Source organism: [Micrococcus luteus] ATCC 49442 (genome assembly GCF_010367585.1).
Lineage (GTDB): Bacteria > Actinomycetota > Actinomycetes > Actinomycetales > Micrococcaceae > Arthrobacter > Arthrobacter luteus_A.
The window spans coordinates 4641696-4658743 of sequence record NZ_JAAAXP010000001.1; the positions used below are offsets into that span (position 1 = coordinate 4641696).

Annotated in this window: 16 protein-coding genes; 12 read left to right on the forward strand and 4 right to left on the reverse strand. The window is 68.4% G+C overall.

Going from position 1 to position 17048, the window contains the following annotated elements; genetic code table 11:
• Positions 1-31 precede the first annotated feature (31 nt).
• On the reverse strand, positions 32-1489 hold the full coding sequence (locus tag GUV69_RS21200; protein WP_164205996.1) for a family 4 glycosyl hydrolase: 1458 nt from the start codon (positions 1487-1489) through the stop codon (positions 32-34).
• Positions 1490-1558: 69 nt separating this feature from the next.
• Between GUV69_RS21200 and GUV69_RS21205 the strand changes: the two genes are divergently transcribed.
• The 6 genes from GUV69_RS21205 (at position 1559) to tsaD (ending at position 6917) form a co-directional block, all read left to right on the forward strand.
• Positions 1559-2650, forward strand: coding sequence for a carbohydrate kinase family protein (locus tag GUV69_RS21205; RefSeq protein ID WP_164205998.1), 1092 nt, complete (start codon positions 1559-1561; stop codon positions 2648-2650).
• Between the two features lie 74 nt (positions 2651-2724).
• Positions 2725-3978: an alanine racemase gene (alr, locus tag GUV69_RS21210; RefSeq protein ID WP_164206000.1), complete on the forward strand. Its 1254-nt coding sequence runs from the start codon at positions 2725-2727 to the stop codon at positions 3976-3978.
• Entirely contained in the window at positions 3975-4574 is a 600-nt protein-coding gene (tsaE, locus tag GUV69_RS21215) for a tRNA (adenosine(37)-N6)-threonylcarbamoyltransferase complex ATPase subunit type 1 TsaE (protein ID WP_167525106.1), read from the forward strand. The genes alr and tsaE overlap by 4 nt, the downstream gene beginning before the upstream one ends.
• Complete coding sequence (tsaB, locus tag GUV69_RS21220) at positions 4574-5245, forward strand: tRNA (adenosine(37)-N6)-threonylcarbamoyltransferase complex dimerization subunit type 1 TsaB (RefSeq protein WP_164206001.1); 672 nt, start codon at positions 4574-4576, stop codon at positions 5243-5245. The genes tsaE and tsaB overlap by 1 nt, the downstream gene beginning before the upstream one ends.
• Positions 5242-5820, forward strand: coding sequence for a ribosomal protein S18-alanine N-acetyltransferase (gene rimI / locus GUV69_RS21225; RefSeq protein ID WP_164206003.1), 579 nt, complete (start codon positions 5242-5244; stop codon positions 5818-5820). The genes tsaB and rimI overlap by 4 nt, the downstream gene beginning before the upstream one ends.
• Entirely contained in the window at positions 5817-6917 is a 1101-nt protein-coding gene (gene tsaD, locus GUV69_RS21230; protein ID WP_164206005.1) for a tRNA (adenosine(37)-N6)-threonylcarbamoyltransferase complex transferase subunit TsaD, read from the forward strand. The genes rimI and tsaD overlap by 4 nt, the downstream gene beginning before the upstream one ends.
• Here the strand turns inward: tsaD and GUV69_RS21235 are convergent, their stop codons facing one another.
• A complete protein-coding gene (locus tag GUV69_RS21235; RefSeq protein ID WP_164206007.1) occupies positions 6918-8069 on the reverse strand; it encodes a glutamate--cysteine ligase in 1152 nt (383 codons plus the stop codon). It lies immediately after the preceding gene.
• Between the two features lie 364 nt (positions 8070-8433).
• On the opposite strand from GUV69_RS21235, the gene GUV69_RS21240 reads away from it, so the two are divergent.
• Together GUV69_RS21240 and GUV69_RS21245 are read left to right on the forward strand one after the other, a co-directional pair.
• Positions 8434-9882: a glycoside hydrolase family 3 N-terminal domain-containing protein gene (locus GUV69_RS21240; protein ID WP_164206848.1), complete on the forward strand. Its 1449-nt coding sequence runs from the start codon at positions 8434-8436 to the stop codon at positions 9880-9882.
• Between the two features lie 86 nt (positions 9883-9968).
• Positions 9969-10787: a shikimate 5-dehydrogenase gene (locus GUV69_RS21245; RefSeq protein WP_280113774.1), complete on the forward strand. Its 819-nt coding sequence runs from the start codon at positions 9969-9971 to the stop codon at positions 10785-10787.
• 35 nt (positions 10788-10822) lie between these two features.
• Here the strand turns inward: GUV69_RS21245 and GUV69_RS21250 are convergent, their stop codons facing one another.
• Positions 10823-12055, reverse strand: a complete 1233-nt coding sequence (locus GUV69_RS21250; protein WP_164206009.1) for a class I SAM-dependent methyltransferase — start codon at positions 12053-12055, stop codon at positions 10823-10825.
• 55 nt (positions 12056-12110) lie between these two features.
• On the opposite strand from GUV69_RS21250, the gene GUV69_RS21255 reads away from it, so the two are divergent.
• The 3 genes from GUV69_RS21255 to groL all read left to right on the forward strand — a co-directional run bounded on the left by GUV69_RS21255 (position 12111) and on the right by groL (position 14697).
• Positions 12111-12494: a hypothetical protein gene (locus GUV69_RS21255; protein WP_164206010.1), complete on the forward strand. Its 384-nt coding sequence runs from the start codon at positions 12111-12113 to the stop codon at positions 12492-12494.
• Between the two features lie 221 nt (positions 12495-12715).
• A complete protein-coding gene (groES, locus tag GUV69_RS21260) occupies positions 12716-13009 on the forward strand; it encodes a co-chaperone GroES (protein ID WP_003805290.1) in 294 nt (97 codons plus the stop codon).
• A gap of 77 nt (positions 13010-13086) precedes the next feature.
• Positions 13087-14697: a chaperonin GroEL gene (gene groL, locus GUV69_RS21265; protein ID WP_164206013.1), complete on the forward strand. Its 1611-nt coding sequence runs from the start codon at positions 13087-13089 to the stop codon at positions 14695-14697.
• Positions 14698-14794: 97 nt separating this feature from the next.
• Here the strand turns inward: groL and GUV69_RS21270 are convergent, their stop codons facing one another.
• Positions 14795-15397, reverse strand: a complete 603-nt coding sequence (locus tag GUV69_RS21270; protein WP_164206015.1) for a dihydrofolate reductase family protein — start codon at positions 15395-15397, stop codon at positions 14795-14797.
• A gap of 63 nt (positions 15398-15460) precedes the next feature.
• On the opposite strand from GUV69_RS21270, the gene GUV69_RS21275 reads away from it, so the two are divergent.
• Positions 15461-16984 carry an ATP-dependent DNA ligase gene (locus GUV69_RS21275; protein WP_164206017.1) on the forward strand — a complete coding sequence of 508 codons (1524 nt, stop codon included), beginning with the start codon at positions 15461-15463 and terminating at the stop codon, positions 16982-16984.
• Positions 16985-17048 lie beyond the last annotated feature (64 nt).

Sequence of the window (17048 nt, forward strand, 5' to 3'; positions counted from 1 at the left end):
CCGCCCCGGCTGTTATCCACTCGGTAAAACACTACTCCTGCCGCCACAGTGCACCCAGCGCAGGGAAGGCGCGCTCATAGCCGGATAACAGTGCCGCCCCCAGTTCAGCCGAGTCCACCAGGGGATGCCTGCTGAAGGCGTCGACGGCGGCGGCCCGGTCGCCCTGCGTCGCGGCCCTCACGGTGAGCCGTTCCACGTCCTTGACCCGGCGCAGCAGGCTGAGTTGCTCCGGGGGCGGGGCCGACTGCGCCAGCGGCACGGCGCCGTCGGGCGTTACCGTGCAGGGGACCTCGACGACGGCGTCCTCCGGCAATCCCGGAATGGCCGCTTGCGGAGCGGTTCCTGCAGCGGCGGCCGCCTGTGCAGGAAGGGTGTTGGGCGTGTTGAGGATCAGCTGGGTTTCGGACGCACCCGGGTCGCGGCCAGGGCCGGATGGCCCTCCCGCCAGCGCACGCATCACGGCGAGGGCGACCCGTTCATAGCCGCCGCCGGCGAGATCGGCCTCGTCCCGCTGCTCACCATGAGTGCGTGCCTCGGCGAGGTAGCCTTCCTCCCGGGAGCGCCGGGCAGCGTCCCACAGCGTGAACGCGTCTGCTCCGGCAGAGGCGAGCCGCGGGTACAGCCCCGCCTGCTGGTGGTGGATGGACTCACCCCGCGTGACCGCCATGGAGCGCATGGCTGCGGCGGCGCTCTCGCGCTGGTAGTAGTAGTAGAGGTATTCGTTGGGCAGGGCACCGAGCTCCGCCAGGAACGGTTGGGGGAACAGCCGGCCTTCCTCAAAGGACGCGAGGGCGGCCGGGTCGGCGAGGAGCCCGGGCAGCAGGTCCCGGCCCCCGGACTCCAGCCGGTACAGCCAGCCGAGGTGGTTCAGCCCGTAGTAGCCCACGCCGTCGAGCCTCCCGTCAGGAAGGGACAGGCCTGCCGCCCGCGCCGCCCGGTGCACCAGTCCGCCCGCGGAATCGCAGATCCCGATGGCCCGGCGGCCTAGCACCGGAACAAGCGCCTCGGTGACCATGCCGGCCGGGTTGGTGAAGTTGATCAGCCACGCGTCCGGGCAGTGTTCCTGTATCTGCCGTGCCAGGTGCAGCATCTCCGGGATGGTCCGCAGGGCGTAGGAGATGCCGCCGGCGCCGGTGGTTTCCTGGCCCAGCAGCCCGAGATCCCGGGCCACCCGTTCATCAGCAACCCTGCCGGCCGTACCGCCGGGTCGGATCGCGGCGAACACCAGGTCGGTGCCGCGTAATGCCTCCCGCAGCGACGTGGTGGTTCGGACGGCGGGCGGCCGCGCACCTGCGGCAGCACCGCCGTCGGACGCTGGCGTGCCGGACACAGGCATCGCGCGCAGGACCGCGGCGATGGCACTTAGACGGCCGGGGTCGACGTCGTACAGCACCAGTTCGCTGACCAGCCCGGCGAAGGAGCCAGAGGCCAGCGCCCGGTAGACAAGGGGCACACGGAATCCGCCGCCGCCGGCAATCATGAGCCGCATAGTCAGCAGTGTAGGCCCCCGCGGGCGCGCCACTACCGCAGCGCGGCGGCAGGGCGTAGTCTGCCGAACATGGACGTCACTCCGGACCGCCGTTTCGATCCGCTTGCCGCCGTCCGTTCACAGACCGATGGCGGGTTCGACCTCATCCTGGCAGGCACGGTTTTCCAGGACATCATCTTCACGGGCCTGCCGCACGCGCCCGAGCCCGGCACCGAAATCTGGAGCGAAGGGATGGGCAGCTGTCCCGGCGGCGTGGCGAACCAGGCCATAGCCGCGGCGAGGCTCGGTTTGAAGACGGGGCTCGCTGCCGCCTTCGGGGATGACGGGTACGGGGACTACAACTGGAAAATCCTGGCGGGGCAGGAGCACGTGGACCTGAGCCTGTCACGCCGCGTGCCGGGCTGGCACTCGCCGGTCACCGTCTCGCTCAGCGTCCAGCACGACCGGTCCCTGGTGACGCACGGCCACCCCGCCCCCGTCACGGCGTCGGAACTGATCGGGCCGCCGCCTCCGGCGCTCGCGGGCATCGCCGAGCTCGGCGTCGAGATTGAACCGTGGGCCAAGGCGGCGCACCAGGCCGGGGTCAAACTGTTCGGCGACGTCGGCTGGGACCCCAGCGGTGAATGGGCGCCGGTCAGGCTGGAGAACCTGCAGTACTTCCACGCCTTCCTGCCCAACCAGCGCGAGGCGATGGCCTTTACTGGCAAGGACAACCCGTGGTCCGCGCTCTATGCCCTGGCCGACCGCGTGCCCGTGGCCGTGGTGACGCTCGGCGCCCAGGGTGCCATGGCCGTGGACTCCGAAACCGGGGAGGAAGAGTGGGTGCCGTCCCTGCCGGTCACCGCCTTTGATCCCACCGGCGCCGGCGACTGCTTCGATGCCGCCTTCATTGTGGGCAGCCTCGCGGGCTGGCCGCTGGGGAACAGGCTTCGCTTCGCCAACCTTTGCGCCTCGCTGGCCGTGCAGGAGGTGGGCGGCTCGCTGGCCGCGCCCGGCTGGGGCGACATTGCCGACTGGTGGAAGCGGGCCAACGCCCGGCCCGAACGCCAGAGCAGCCAGTGGCTCCGCCGCTTCGGCTTCCTGGCGGACATTGTCAGCGACGTCCCGCTCGCGGCCCAGCGCCGGGCCAGTGCCACCATCGCGCACCTCTCCGACGCGTAGCGGCCGACGACGGGGCGTCGCCGCAGCGGCACGCCGATTATCCCGCCCTGACAGGCCGCACTAGAATCACTAACGTGACTTACCCCCTAGCAACCGGAGATTTCAGCGCGGCCCCAGGGACGGATCCGCTGTACGAGCGGTCCGCCGTGATCGACCTGGACGCCATCCGGCACAACGTCCGCCGGCTGGCCGATGCGGCCTCACCTGCCAAGGTCATGGCCGTGGTGAAAGCCGACGCCTACGGGCACGGCGCGGTTCCCGTTGCCCGTGCGGCCCTCGACGCCGGTGCCTCCTGGCTGGGCGTTGCGCATATCTCCGAGGCCCTGGCCCTGCGGGCGGCGGGCATCGACGCGCCCCTGCTGGCGTGGCTGCACACCACGGAGAGCAACTTCGCCGCGGCGGTGGCTGCCGGCGTCGACATCGGCTGCTCAGGGTGGGAACTGGACCGTATTGTTGCTGCCGCGCGTGACCAGGAGCGGCCTGCCCGGATCCATTTGAAGGTGGACACGGGCCTGGGCCGGAACGGCGCAACCCTCGCATCCTGGGACCAGCTGGTGGGCGAGGCCATGGAGTATCAGGACCAGGGCCTCCTTCGGGTGGTTGGCATATTCTCGCACCTCTCTGTTGCCGACGAGCCCGAACGGCCCGAAACCGACGATCAGCTGGCCGTCTTCCGCGAGGTGGTGGCCGTGGCCGAGGACGCCGGCGTGGACCCCGAAGTCCGGCACCTGGCCAACACTCCGGCCACGCTCTCCCGCCCCGATACGCACTTTGACCTGGTCCGTGTGGGGCTTGGCATTTACGGCCTCTCGCCGTTTGAAGGCCAGACGTCCGCCGAGCTGGGCCTCCGTCCGGCGATGACGCTGCGCACCCTGGTTTCACAGTGCAAGGACGTCCCCGACAGGCAGGGTGTCTCGTACGGCCTGCGCTATCACACCAGCGGACCGAGCACCCTCGCGTTGATCCCGATGGGCTACGCGGACGGCGTGCCCCGTGTGGCGACCGGCGGGCCGGTCCGGGTGGCCGGCCGGACCTACCCCGTGGTGGGCCGGATCGCGATGGACCAGATGGTCATCGACGTCGGCAACATCGGCCCCGCCGGCGCGGACCTCTTCGGCGCCGAGGCCGTCCTGTTCGGCAACGGGGACGACGATGGTCCCACAGCGGACGACTGGGCCGTCGCCGCCGGGACCAACAACTACGAGATCGTCACCCGGATCAGCCCCCGGGTGCCGCGTCTGTTTATTAACGAAAGCCCCGTCGCTAACGCAAGCACCGCCGTCGGGCGTTCCGCTGCGCCGCAGTCCGCCACGAAGGACACGCCGTGACTGCGTCCGCGCCGGCGGAGGTGCCTGCCTGGGAACAGACGCTCAAGGTGACGACGGCGGACCAGACCCACGCGCTCGGCGCGGCGTTGGGCGAGGTACTGCAGGCGGGGGACCTGCTGGTGCTGACCGGGGAGCTGGGTGCAGGGAAAACCACCTTCACCCAGGGCCTCGGTGAGGGCCTGGGCGTCCGCGCGGGCATCATTTCGCCCACTTTTGTCCTGGTCCGGATCCATCCCAACCTGCCTGACGGCCCGCGCCCCGGCGGCCCGGACCTGGTGCACGTTGATGCGTACCGGCTGGGCTCGGCGTCGGAAATTGACGATATCGATTTGGAAAACACGCTGGATTCGTCCGTGACGGTGGTGGAGTGGGGGCGCGGCCGGGTGGAGCACCTGACCGACAGCCGCCTGGAAGTGGACCTGCACCGTCCCATCGGACTCGACGCGGTGGGAGCCTCCGAACCGATCCCCGGCCACATCGACGTCCTGGACTTCGACACCGGGGACGACGACGAACCGCGCACCATCGTGATGCGCGGCTTCGGCCCCCGCTGGAGCACCAAGCCCGCCCTCGGCGGATTCGAAGGGACACCCTGATGCTCATCCTTGCCATCGACACCTCGGCCGTCGCCAGCGCCGCCCTGGTCTCGGACGACGCCCTCGAAGGCGTGGTGGCCAGCTTCGCCACGGAAGACACCCGCAGCCACGCCGAAGTCCTGGCCCCCGGCATCGAGGACCTGCTCGCCTCGGCCGGCGTCACCGGACAGGACATCGACGCGATCGTCACGGGCGTGGGCCCGGGCCCGTTCACCGGCCTGCGCTCAGGGATAGCCACCGCGCGGACCCTCGCCTTCGTCTGGGACAAGCCGCTCTACGGGCTGATGAGCCTCGACGCCGTCGCGCTGGAAGTGGCCGAATCCACCGACGCCGCTGCCGAGTTCCTGGTGGTCACCGACGCGCGGCGCAAAGAGGTTTACTGGGCCCGCTACAGCCTTGCCGAGGGGCAGCTGCCGCAGCTGGAAGACGGCCCGCACGTGGGCTTTGCCGCGGACCTGCCGGATCTGCCGGCGTACGGCGCCGGTGCCGGGCTGTACAGTGACGTCCTGCGCGCAGACCCCGACTTCAGCACGGAACAGCCCGACGCCCTGTACCTCGGGCAGTTCGCGCTGGCCCGGCTCGCGTCCGGCGGGCAGCTGCTGGACTCCACACCCCTGTACCTCCGGGAATCGGACGCCCAGGTGCCCGGGCCGCGGAAGCGGGCGCTATGAGCACGCCCGGCGGTACCGGCCGCTCCGGCGACGACGGCGTGGTCTTTCGGGACATGACCCTGGAGGACGTTCCCACGGTCAATGCCCTCGAACAGCGGCTGTTCCCGGCGGATGCCTGGCCGCTGGAGATGTTCCTGGCGGAACTGGCCCAGCCCGAGACGAGGCGCTACCTCGTGGCAGAAAGCGGCGGGGACATTGTGGGCTACGCCGGCCTGATGTGCATCGAGCCCATCGCGGACGTCCAGACCATCGCCGTCGTGCCTGAACAGGAGGGACGGGGCATCGGCTCGGCCCTCCTGACCCGGCTGATCGACGAGGCACGCCGCCGCCGCGCAGCCGATGTGCTTCTGGAGGTCCGCGAAGACAACCCGCGGGCGCAGCAGCTGTACGTGCGGTTCGGCTTCGAACAGATCCACGTGCGGCGAAAGTACTACCGCGACGGCGTTGACGCCCTGATTATGCGGCTGCAGCTGGTGCCCGACGGCTCTGTGCCCGGCTCTGTGCCCGCCGACCCCACACGCGCCGCCCACCCCACACCCGAAGCCGGCCCATCAACGAAAGCAGACCAGGCATGAACCGCTCGCAGCCACTGGTGCTGGGCATCGAATCCTCCTGCGACGAGACCGGCGTGGGCATCGTCCGCGGCACCACGCTGCTCACCAACACCGTGTCCTCCTCGATGGACGAGCACGTCCGTTTTGGCGGCGTCATCCCCGAGATCGCGTCCCGCGCGCACCTTGACGCGTTTGTGCCAACGCTGCGGCAGGCCCTGTCCGATGCCGGCGTGACGCTGGACGAAGTCGACGCCATCGCCGTCACCTCGGGACCCGGGCTCGCCGGCGCGCTCATGGTCGGGGTCTGTGCTGCGAAGGCACTGTCCGTGGCCACCGGCAAACCGCTCTATGCGATCAACCACCTGGTGGCGCACGTCGGCGTCGGGCTGCTGGACGGTGCCGCGGCTGCCCCGGAGCTTCCGGAAAACCTCGGCGCGCTGCTGGTCTCCGGCGGCCACACCGAGATCCTGAAGATCAACAGCATCACCGACGACGTCCGGCTCCTCGGCTCAACCATCGACGACGCCGCCGGCGAGGCCTACGACAAGGTGGCCCGCATCCTGGGCCTCGGCTATCCGGGCGGCCCGGCCATCGACAAGCTGGCCCGCACCGGAAACGCCAAGGCCATCCGTTTCCCGCGCGGCCTCAGCCAGCCGAAATACATGGGTACCGCCGAGGAACCCGGCCCGCACCGCTACGACTGGTCCTTCAGCGGCCTGAAGACCGCCGTCGCCCGCTGCGTGGAGCAGTTCGAAGCCCGGGGCGAGGAGGTCCCTGTGGCGGACATCGCCGCGGCATTCCAGGAAGCCGTGGTGGACGTCATTACGTCCAAGGCCGTGCTGGCCTGCCGGGAGCACGGCATTAAGGACGTGCTGCTGGGCGGGGGAGTGGCGGCCAACTCGAGGCTGCGCGAGCTCACCGGCCAGCGGTGTGCGTCCGCCGGCATCAGACTCCACGTGCCGCCGCTGGATCTGTGCACGGACAACGGGGCCATGGTGGCGGCGTTGGGCGCGCAGCTGGTGATGGCGGGGGTCGGGCCGAGCGGGATCCGCTTTGCTCCCGACTCGTCCATGCCGGTCACCGCGGTGTCCCTGCCCGCCAAACGCGCTGACGCGTAACTAGCCCGTCGGCCCGTTCCGCATCTGCTTCACGAGGTCCAGCACTACGGCTTGAAGGTCCCCGCCGTGCTCGGCGGCCACGCGGCGCTGGCGCTGGTAGCCGGCGCCGCGGCGGATAATCTTCTCGACGTCGGCCAGCTCATCAGGGCAGCCGAGCTTGGCGGCCACGGGTTCGAGCCGGTTCAGGGTTTCCAGCAGGTGGTCGGTGACAAGCTGCTCGTTGCCGGCCGCGTCAAGGATGATGATGGCTTCCATGCCGTAGCGGGCGGCCCGCCACTTGTTCTCCTGGATGTGCCACGGCGGCATGGTGGGGATGGTCCCGCCGTTGTCCAGCGTGGTGGAGAACTCGTCCACGAGGCACTGGGTGAGGGCGGCGATGGCGCCCACTTCCTCCAGGGTGGCCAGGCCGTCGCAGATGCGCATCTCGATGGTCCCGAGATTGGGGACGGGGCGGATGTCCCAGCGGATCTCGGACAGGGTGTCGATCACGCCGGTGGTGAACATGTCCTGGACATAGGATTCGTATTCTTCCCAGGACCGGAACTGGAAGGGCAGGCCCGCCGTCGGCAGCTGCTGGAACATCAGGGCGCGGTGGGAGGCGTAGCCGGTGTCCTCACCGCCCCAGTACGGGCTTGAGGCCGAGAGCGCCTGGAAATGGGGGAAGTAGTTGACCAGGCCGTCGAGTACCGGCAGGGCCTTTTCGCGCCGGTCAAGACCAACATGGACGTGCACGCCGTAGATGACCATCTGCCGGCCCCACCACTGCGTGCGGTCAATCAGCTTCGCGTAGCGGGCCTTGTCCGTAACCGGCTGCAGCTGCGGCGGGCTGAACGGGTGGCTGCCTGCGCAGAAAACTTCCACGCCCATCGGATCGGTGATCTCGCGGACGGCGGCAAGGGACCTGCTGAGGTCTTCCTTGGCCTCGGCGGCGGTCTCGCAGATCCCGGTGACAAGTTCCACCGTGTTCAGCAGCAGTTCCTGCTTGATGTGGGGATGCTCGTCGTCTTCATTGAGTTCGGGGTGTTTGGCGGATACGCCGCGCAGCACCTCGTTGGCCACCGATGCCAGTTCGCCGGTCTGGCCGTTGACCAGGGCCAGCTCCCATTCCACACCAAGAGTTGATTGCTTCGATGAAGCGAAATCAATCTTCAAATGCGTTCCTAACTGTTCGGTTTCCGTGGGCATGCGCCGCGTCCAAGTCTAGTGCAGGGGTAGCATCGTCCTAATGGCTTTGTTCGTGCGTACCCGTGACAGTATTCACAAAATCACCCTCCCCCTCGCGGCCGCCGCTGCTGCAGCCGTGCTGGCCGCCTGCACGGCGGTTCCGGCCACCGGGCCCGCGTCTCCGGGCTCCGCGCCTGCCTCCCCGCCCGCCTCGCCGTCCGGAGAGCGTCCGACGGCGGCACCTCCTTCCGCTTCGCCCTCACCTTCGCCCTCGTCTGACCCCGGGCTGAAGCCGCTGGGCTGGGGCCCGGAGCAGCGGGACCACAGTGTTGCCGCGGCAGCGGTGGCGAAGATGACCGTGGCGGAGAAGGCAGGCCAGGTTCTGATGCCGGCATACGGCGGGACCAACCCCGCAGCCCAGGCCGCCACCATCGAACGCCTGCACTTGGCCGGGTCCATCATTATGGGCGATAACATCCCCCTGGACGCGGGCGGCCGGGCTGACCCTGCAGCAATGTCAGCCGTAAACGCCCGGCTCGCGCAGGCTGCGCGCGCCGACGGCAGGCCATGGCCCGGGCTGATCGGCGTGGACCAGGAGGGCGGAATCGTGGCCAGGCTGGGCGCGCCGCTGACCGAGTGGCCAACACCCATGAGCTACGGAGCGGCAGCCAACGGTCCGCTTGCCAGGGACGCCGGCCGGGCGATGGCGGCCGAGCTCGCGCCGCTAGGCTTCACGGTTGACTTCGCGCCGGACGCCGACGTCACCATCGGCCCGGCGGATCCGACCATCGGGGCCCGGTCACTCACCGGAAACCCTGACCAGGCCGGGCAGCTGGCCGTGGAGTTTTCGCAAGGGATGCAGGAGGCCGGCGTCCTGCCGGCGATCAAGCATTTCCCGGGCCACGGCTCGGTGACCGTGGACTCCCACCAGGACCTCCCGGTTCAGCCCGCCAGCATCGCCGACCTCGAGGCCCGCGACTGGAAACCGTTCCGGGCAGCCGTCGCCGCCGGTGCCCCGATGATCATGACGGGGCACATTGCCGTGCCCGCGCTGGAACCCGGCGTCCCGGCGTCGTTATCAAAGCCGACGTACGCTGCCTTGCGGGGCATGGGCTTCAAGGGAGTGGCCGTGACAGACGCCCTGAACATGGGTGCCATCCAGAAGCAATATCCGGGCGGCTCGGCCGCTCCCGTAGCCCTCGCGGCTGGCGCGGACCTGTTGCTGATGCCCGCCGACGTGGGGCAGGCCCACGCGGCCATTGTGGGCGCGGTGGCTGCCGGAACAGTGCCTGCGGCGCGCCTTGATGAGGCGGCCACGAGGGTGGCCACGATGATGACCTGGCGCGGCCGCGCCGCAGCCACGCCGGGTCTGACGACACCGGGAGCCGCCCCGGGCAGCAGTGGCGACACCTCGGCACGGGTCTCCGCCGCAGCCGTCACTGTGCTGTCCGGGCACTGTGCCGGGCCCATCGCGTCCCCCGGCATCCGGATCGCCGGCGGCTCTGACCAGGACCGTGCACGGTTCGCGGCGGCGGCGGCCAAGGGCGGACTTGCTGTTGGGCAGGGTCCGCTGGTCACCCTGATCGGCTACGGCGGACGTCCCGCGGGAGGCGACATCGCCGTGACGCTCGATGCACCCTGGCCGCTGGCAGGTTCCGCCGCGCCCGTTAAGGTCGCCCTGTATGGCAGGACGCCGGGCGCCTTCGATGCCCTGGTTGCCGTGCTCACCGGCAAGGCGACGGCCCCCGGGAAGTTGCCTGCCGCCGTCGGAAGCTTCCCGGCCGGCACCGGCTGCCCCTAACCCCAACTAGGTAGCGCTAACTGTCGTTTTGACGCCTCGTAACGACAGTTAGCGCTACTTAGTTGGGAGGCGCGTTTAATGGACGGGTGCCCATTCTTAATAAAGACATGACCCTCTGCATCTCGCTGTCGGCCCGGCCCAGTAACAACGGGACCCGGTTCCACAACCACCTCTACGACCAGCTGGACCTGAACTGGATCTACAAGGCGTTCGCCCCCACGGACCTGGCCCAGGCAATTGCCGGGGTCCGCGGCCTGGGGATCCGCGGCTGCGCCGTGTCCATGCCCTACAAGGAGGACGTAATGGCCCTCGTGGACGAGCTGGATCCCTCGGCCAAGGCCATCGACTCGGTCAACACCATCGTGAACACGGACGGCCACCTGAAGGCCTACAACACCGACTACACCGCGATTGAACAGCTGCTGAAAACCAACGCCGTGCCCCCTGATTACTCGGTGCTGGTCCAGGGCGCCGGCGGCATGGCCAAGGCCACGGTTGCCGCGCTGCGTGACGCCGGTTTCTCCGACGTCACTGTCATCGCGCGGAACGAAACAACGGGCCGGGCGCTCGCGGACCAGTACGGCTTCCGGTGGCGGACAGCGCTCGACGGCGGCACGGCTGACATGATCATCAATGTCACGCCCATTGGGATGGCAGGAGGTCCCGACGTCGACTCCCTGTCCTTCCCGGAGGAGGCGATTGCCGCGGCCAAAGTGGTGTTCGACGTCGTGGCGCTGCCGGCCGAGACCCCGCTGATCAAGGCGGCCCGCGCGGCCGGGAAGAAGATCATCACCGGAGCGGAGGTGGCCACCATCCAGGCGCTTGAGCAGTTTGTCCTCTACACGGGCGTGCGACCCACCGACGACCAGGTCCGGGCCGCCGAGGCCTTCATGCGGGCCCAGTAGGACGTCCTCCGCCGGACGCCTAACGGCAGACGGCTCTAGACAGGTTCCACCGAGATGGCCACCCGGTCCTCCCCGATGCGGGTGAGGACGAGGGTGGCTGTTTTGGTTCCGGCCTTCTTTTTGCTGTTCGCCTTGCTGCCGGCGAACAGCTGTTTCCGCAGTTCTTCGGGCGTGACGGATGTGCCGCGTTTTTTGATGTCCAGGACAGTGATGCCGTTCTCCTTGACCCAGGACTTGAGTGCCTTGACGTTGTACGGCATCACCTCCAGGACCTTGTAGGCCCGCGCGAACGGGGTGTCCACGAGTTCCGGGGCGCAGATGTAGGCGATGTGCTCGTCCAGCAGGTGCCCGCCCAGTTCAAGCGCGACGTCGGCCACCAGGCCTGCGCGGATCACGGCGCCATCGGGCTCGTACAAGTAGCCCTCTGCCGGGCCCACCGGGGCGGCGGGACCGCCGCCGAAATCCTCCGCACTGGTGATCTCCGCGGCTCCGTTCGGCCCGAGCAGCAACGCGGCCCGGCGGATCCCCGGCCTGCTCACGGAGTTGAACCAGAGGGTCACCTCGGTGACGTCGCCGCCCACCGAGACCCACTGCGCCTCGCAGCCCGCGGGCACAGACTCGTGCGGCATGCCGGGACCCATCTTGACCCCGACGGCCCGCCCCGTGGCCGCGAGGGATTCCACAAAGGACAGCGGCGGCGAAAACGCCTCAGGATCCCAGATCCGCTTGGTGCCCGAACTGGAGGTGACCCGCCGTGCGGGATCCAGCCAGACGCCGTCGATCCCGTCCAGCGGAACGGTAGTGGCGTCGGAGTGGACCACCGTGGCGTTGGGGAACGGGATGAGGTTGACCATGGCGCAGGCGGCGGTGGTCTCGTCCATTTCCACGGCGGTGACGGTGATGTCCATCGATGCCAGGGCCAGGGAGTCGGCGGCGAGTCCGCAGCCCAGGTCCGCCACGTGGCGGACGCCGGCCTGCGCGAAGCGTTCGGCGTGCCGGGCCGCCACGTTGAGCCGGGTGGCCTGCTCCAGGCCCGCCTGGGTGAACAGCATGCTCCGGGCGAACTCCCCGAACTTCGCCTCAGCCTTAGTACGCAGCCTGGACTGGGTGAGGACGGCGGAGACCATTTCGGGGGAGTGCCCGGCCTTGCGGAGGGCCGAATTGAGCTCAAAGGCCCCTTCCTCGGTGTACGGCCCCAGGGACGCCAGCAGCTCCCAACCCTCGCTCGTGAGCAGTGGGGCGATCTGGTCCTGCGGCGCTTGTGACATGGCCTTAAGACTAGTGGAGGCGGCCCGGAGCCCGGTTCCCGATAGGGTTGAAGGCATGGAAGACAGTGCAGGCACCCAGCCGTCCGGACCACCCCGAACCACCCCCACGGACTGGGTGAAGATAGCCCGCCCCGCGCTGATTGCCGGCTCCGCAGTAGCCGTGATCTGCATTGCCCTGCTGGTGATTATCTTCTTCCTGGACACCTTCAACGCCACCGTGTACTCCGTGGGCGGCAAGGATATCCAGGACGCCACCGATGAAGCCCGTGACATCCGCGGCCTCTACTCCGGCGCACGCATCGGCGGGATCATCCTGCTGGTGATTGCGCTGCTGGCTGCCGTCGGCGGGGCCGTGGTGCTTTACCTCAAGCGGGGCACCGCCACTGAAGGCGACGAGGGCGACGAAGACGTGGATTTCGACGACCTCGCCGGCCGCTGAACCAGTTCGCCGCTGTTCACCAGGGACATAATTCTGGCACTCGCCTTGACCGAGTGCTAACCACTTACATAGAGTCGTCATTAGCACTCTCCCTTGGAGGGTGCTAACACATGAAGAGCTTCCAGCCAGGCTGCTGCCGGCACCGCGACGACGGTTTGCCAGCCACGGTGAAGCAGCTCAACTGTCCATGAATTTTTGCTGACGTAGAAGGAGAGGTCCGAGTGTCGGTCTCTATTAAGCCTCTTGAGGATCGTATTGTTGTCCGCCCGCTCGAAGCCGAGCAGACTACGGCTTCCGGCCTGGTTATCCCGGACTCCGCACAGGAGAAGCCGCAGGAGGGTGAAGTTGTTGCAGTAGGCCCCGGCCGCTTCGAAGACGGCAACCGCGTACCTGTCGACGTAGCCGTTGGCGACGTTGTGATCTACTCCAAGTACGGTGGAACCGAAGTCAAGACCGGCGGCACCGAGTACCTCGTGCTGTCCGCCCGCGACGTCCTGGCGATCGTCGTAAAGTAACTTTTTGGATCCCCGTGCCGCTGACCATGCATCCCGCTGGTCAGCTGCGCGGGGTTCTGTCTTGAAAGGACAAAACCATGGCAAAGCAGCTTGCGTTTAATGACGCTGCACGCCGGTCTCTTGAAGCCGGCATCGACAAGCTCGCCAACACTGTCAAGGTGACGCTCGGCCCCCGCGGCCGCAACGTTGTCCTCGACAAAAAGTGGGGTGCACCCACCATCACCAACGACGGCGTCACCATCGCCCGCGAAGTTGAGCTTGATGACCCGTATGAGAACCTTGGCGCCCAGCTGGCCAAGGAAGTAGCCACCAAGACCAACGATGTTGCCGGCGACGGCACCACCACGGCCACCGTCCTGGCCCAGGCCCTGGTCAAGGAAGGCCTGCGCAACGTTGCTGCCGGCGCCGCTCCGGGCCAGATCAAGCGCGGCATCGAGGTTTCCGTTGAAGCCGTTGCTGCCCGCCTGCTTGAGAACGCACGCCCGGTTGAAGGCACCCAGGTTGCCAACGTTGCCGCCATCTCGGCCCAGAGCGACGAAATCGGCGAGCTCCTCGCCGAGGCATTCGGCAAGGTCGGCAAGGATGGTGTGATCACCATCGAGGAATCCTCCACCACGCAGACCGAGCTGGTCCTCACCGAAGGCATGCAGTTCGACAAGGGCTACCTGTCCCCGTACTTCGTGACCGACACCGAGCGTCAGGAAGCCGTCCTCGAGGACGCCCTCATCCTGATCAACCAGGGCAAGATCTCCTCGGTCCAGGACTTCCTGCCGCTGCTGGAGAAGGCACTGCAGAGCTCCAAGCCGCTGTTCATCATTGCCGAAGACATCGAGGGTGAGGCACTGTCCACTCTGATCGTCAACCGCATCCGCGGCACCCTGAACGTTGTTGCCGTCAAGGCTCCGGGCTTCGGCGACCGCCGCAAGGCCATGCTGCAGGACATCGCCACCCTCACCGGTGCACAGGTTGTCTCGCCGGAACTGGGCCTCAGCCTGGACACCGTCGGCCTTGAGGTGCTGGGTACCGCCCGCCGCATCACGGTCACCAAGGACAACACCACCATCGTTGACGGCGCCGGTTCCGCAGAAGACGTCGCAGCCCGGGTTGCCCAGCTGCGCGCCGAGCTGACCCGCACCGACTCCGACTGGGACCGTGAAAAGCTCCAGGAACGCCTGGCCAAGCTGGCCGGCGGCATCGGCGTGATCAAGGTTGGCGCAGCCACCGAGGTTGAGCTGAAGGAAAAGAAGCACCGCATCGAAGATGCTGTGTCCTCCACCCGCGCCGCCCTCGAAGAAGGCATCGTGGCCGGTGGCGGTTCCGCACTGATCCACGCGCTGAAGGCCCTCGACGAGGACTCCGCAGTGAAGGCCCTTGAAGGCGACGCCGCCGCAGCTGTGGGCATTGTCCGCCGCGCGCTGGTCCAGCCGCTGCGCTGGATCGCCCAGAACGCCGGCTTCGACGGCTACGTTGTGACCGCCAAGGTTGCCGAACTCGAAACCAACAACGGCTTCAACGCCAAGTCGGGCGAGTACGAAGACCTGATCCGTGCCGGCGTCATCGACCCCGTCAAGGTCACCCGTGCGGCCCTCCGCAACGCGGCGTCCATCGCTGCGCTGGTTCTCACCACCGAGACCCTCGTGGTGGAGAAGCCGGCCGACGAGGACGAGCACGCAGGCCACAGCCACTAGCGTCTGCTCTTCGGCGTGGGCCCACCGGCTCCGCACAAAAACCGGTCCAGATTCCGCTGGGCCGGTTTTTTGTTGCCCGGGACCGCCCGTTCCGGGCCTACGCTCCCGGCATGTCCTGCGTCCGGACTTCGCCGGCGCGCTCGTAGATTAGGGACACCGAGCCCTTCGGAAAGGTGCGGGCCGGCTCGGCGAGGCGGAACGTGGCGGGAACGGTCCCGGCGTCGAAAAGCCGTTTGCCCTGCCCGAGCGTGACCGGATAGAGCCACAGGTGGAGGCGGTCCAGGACATCTGCCTGAAGGAGTGACCGGATGAGGACGCCGCTGCCGAACATGTGCACCTGGTTGTACTCGTCGCGGAGCCGGCCCGCGGCCGCGGCGTCCGGGAGGACGGTCGTTCCCTCCCAGGCCGGATCAGTCAGGGTGCTGGAGACGACGAACTTGGGCACCCGGTTGAGTGTGCCGCCAATGTCATCGGACTGGTGCGGCCAGTAGGCCGCGAAGATGTCGTAGGTCTTCCGGCCGAGAAGCAGGGCATCGATCTGGCCGATCCCTGCCTCGATGGCGGCCTCAGCTTCGGCATCGGACACCGGTAGCTGCCAGCCGCCCAGGGTAAAACCGCCTTCAGTGTCCTCCTCGCGGCCGCCTGGCCCCTGGTAGACGCCGTCGAGGGTGAGGAATAGGTTCGCGACGATGATACCCATCCACCCAGTCTGGAACGGCGGCGGGGCACTGTCCAGAGCCAGCCGGCGTGGCAGACTGATGCCATGCTGCTCGATGAGCTCGTGAGAACCACGGAGACCGTTACATCCACACGCTCCCGGCTCGCGAAGGTCGACGCCCTGGCGGAACTGCTGCGCCGGCTGGATCCGGCGGACATCGCCACGGTGGTCGGCCTACTCACCGCCAGGCCGCGGCAGGGCCGGGTAGGGGTGGGCTGGCGCGGGATGTCGGCGGCCATGGGGGAGCCGGCCGCCGGGCCGGGCCTTACTGTCGCCGATCTCGACGCCGCACTGGACCGGCTGCTGACCACCGCAGGCGCCGGGTCAGCTGCGGAACGCGCCGCAACGCTCCGGACACTGACGGCGGCAGCCACCGAACGCGAACAGGCGTTCATCGCCGGTGTGCTGCTGGGGGAACTGCGCACCGGTGCCCTGGAGGGGGTGTTGACCGACGCGGTTGCCCGCGCCGCGGACAGGTCCGTGGACGCGGTACGCCGCGCCGCGATGCTTTCCGGGGACCTCGGCGGGACGGCACTGCTGGCGCTCACGGGCACGGCAGCCCAGCTTGACGCCGTCGGCCTTGTCGTCGGCCGTCCCGTACAGCCCATGCTCGCCGCGACTGCCTCGAGTGCCGGCGCGGCGCTGGAGATCACGGGGGAGGCGTCCGTGGAATACAAGCTCGACGGCGCCCGCATCCAGGTGCACCGGGCCGGCGACGAGGTGCGCATCTACACACGCACCCTGGCGGAGGTGACGCACCGGCTGCCCGAGGTGGTGGAGGTGGTGCGCGGACTCCCGGTGCGGGACGTGATCCTCGACGGCGAAACCCTCACCCTCGACGAGGAGGGCGTCCCGCGGCCCTTCCAGGAAACCATGTCCCGGTTCGGGGCGGACGTGGAGCGGGCGGCCGTGCTGCACCCCTGGTTCTTCGACGTCCTCCATATTGACGGGCGCGACCTGCTGGACGAGCCGCTGTCCGCGCGCATCGGTGTCCTCGAACGCATCGCGCCGGAGCACAGGATTCCAGGGGAAATCACAGCGGATGCAGCGGTGGCTGAGAGGGTGTCGCGCGATGCTCTTGCCGCCGGCCATGAGGGTGTGGTGGTGAAGGCAGTCGGTTCGGCTTACGCGGCCGGCAGGCGTGGTTCCAACTGGATCAAGGTGAAGCCGGTGCTCACGTACGATCTGGTGGTGCTCGCCTGCGAGTGGGGATCCGGACGCCGCACCGGGCTGCTGTCCAACCTGCACCTGGGTGCGCTGGACCCGGCCGGAGAGTTCGGCGAACCCGGCGGCTACGTGATGGTGGGCAAAACCTTCAAGGGCCTCACCGACGCGCTGCTGCGCTGGCAGACGGAGCGATTCCAGGAGCTGGAGGTGCGGCGCACTGCGGGTACCGTCTGGGTGGAGCCCGTCACGGTGGTGGAGATCGCCATCGACGGCGTGCAGCAATCCACACGCTATCCGGGCGGAATCGCCCTGCGGTTTGCCCGCGTCAAACGCTACCGCGACGACAAAACAGCGGCTGAAGCGGACACCATCCAGACGCTGCGAACGCTGCTCCGTCCGTAGCTTGTGCCGGTTCTCCCGCGGGCGTACCGTGGCGCTTAAAGCCGACGCCGGCCTGCCGCGGCCC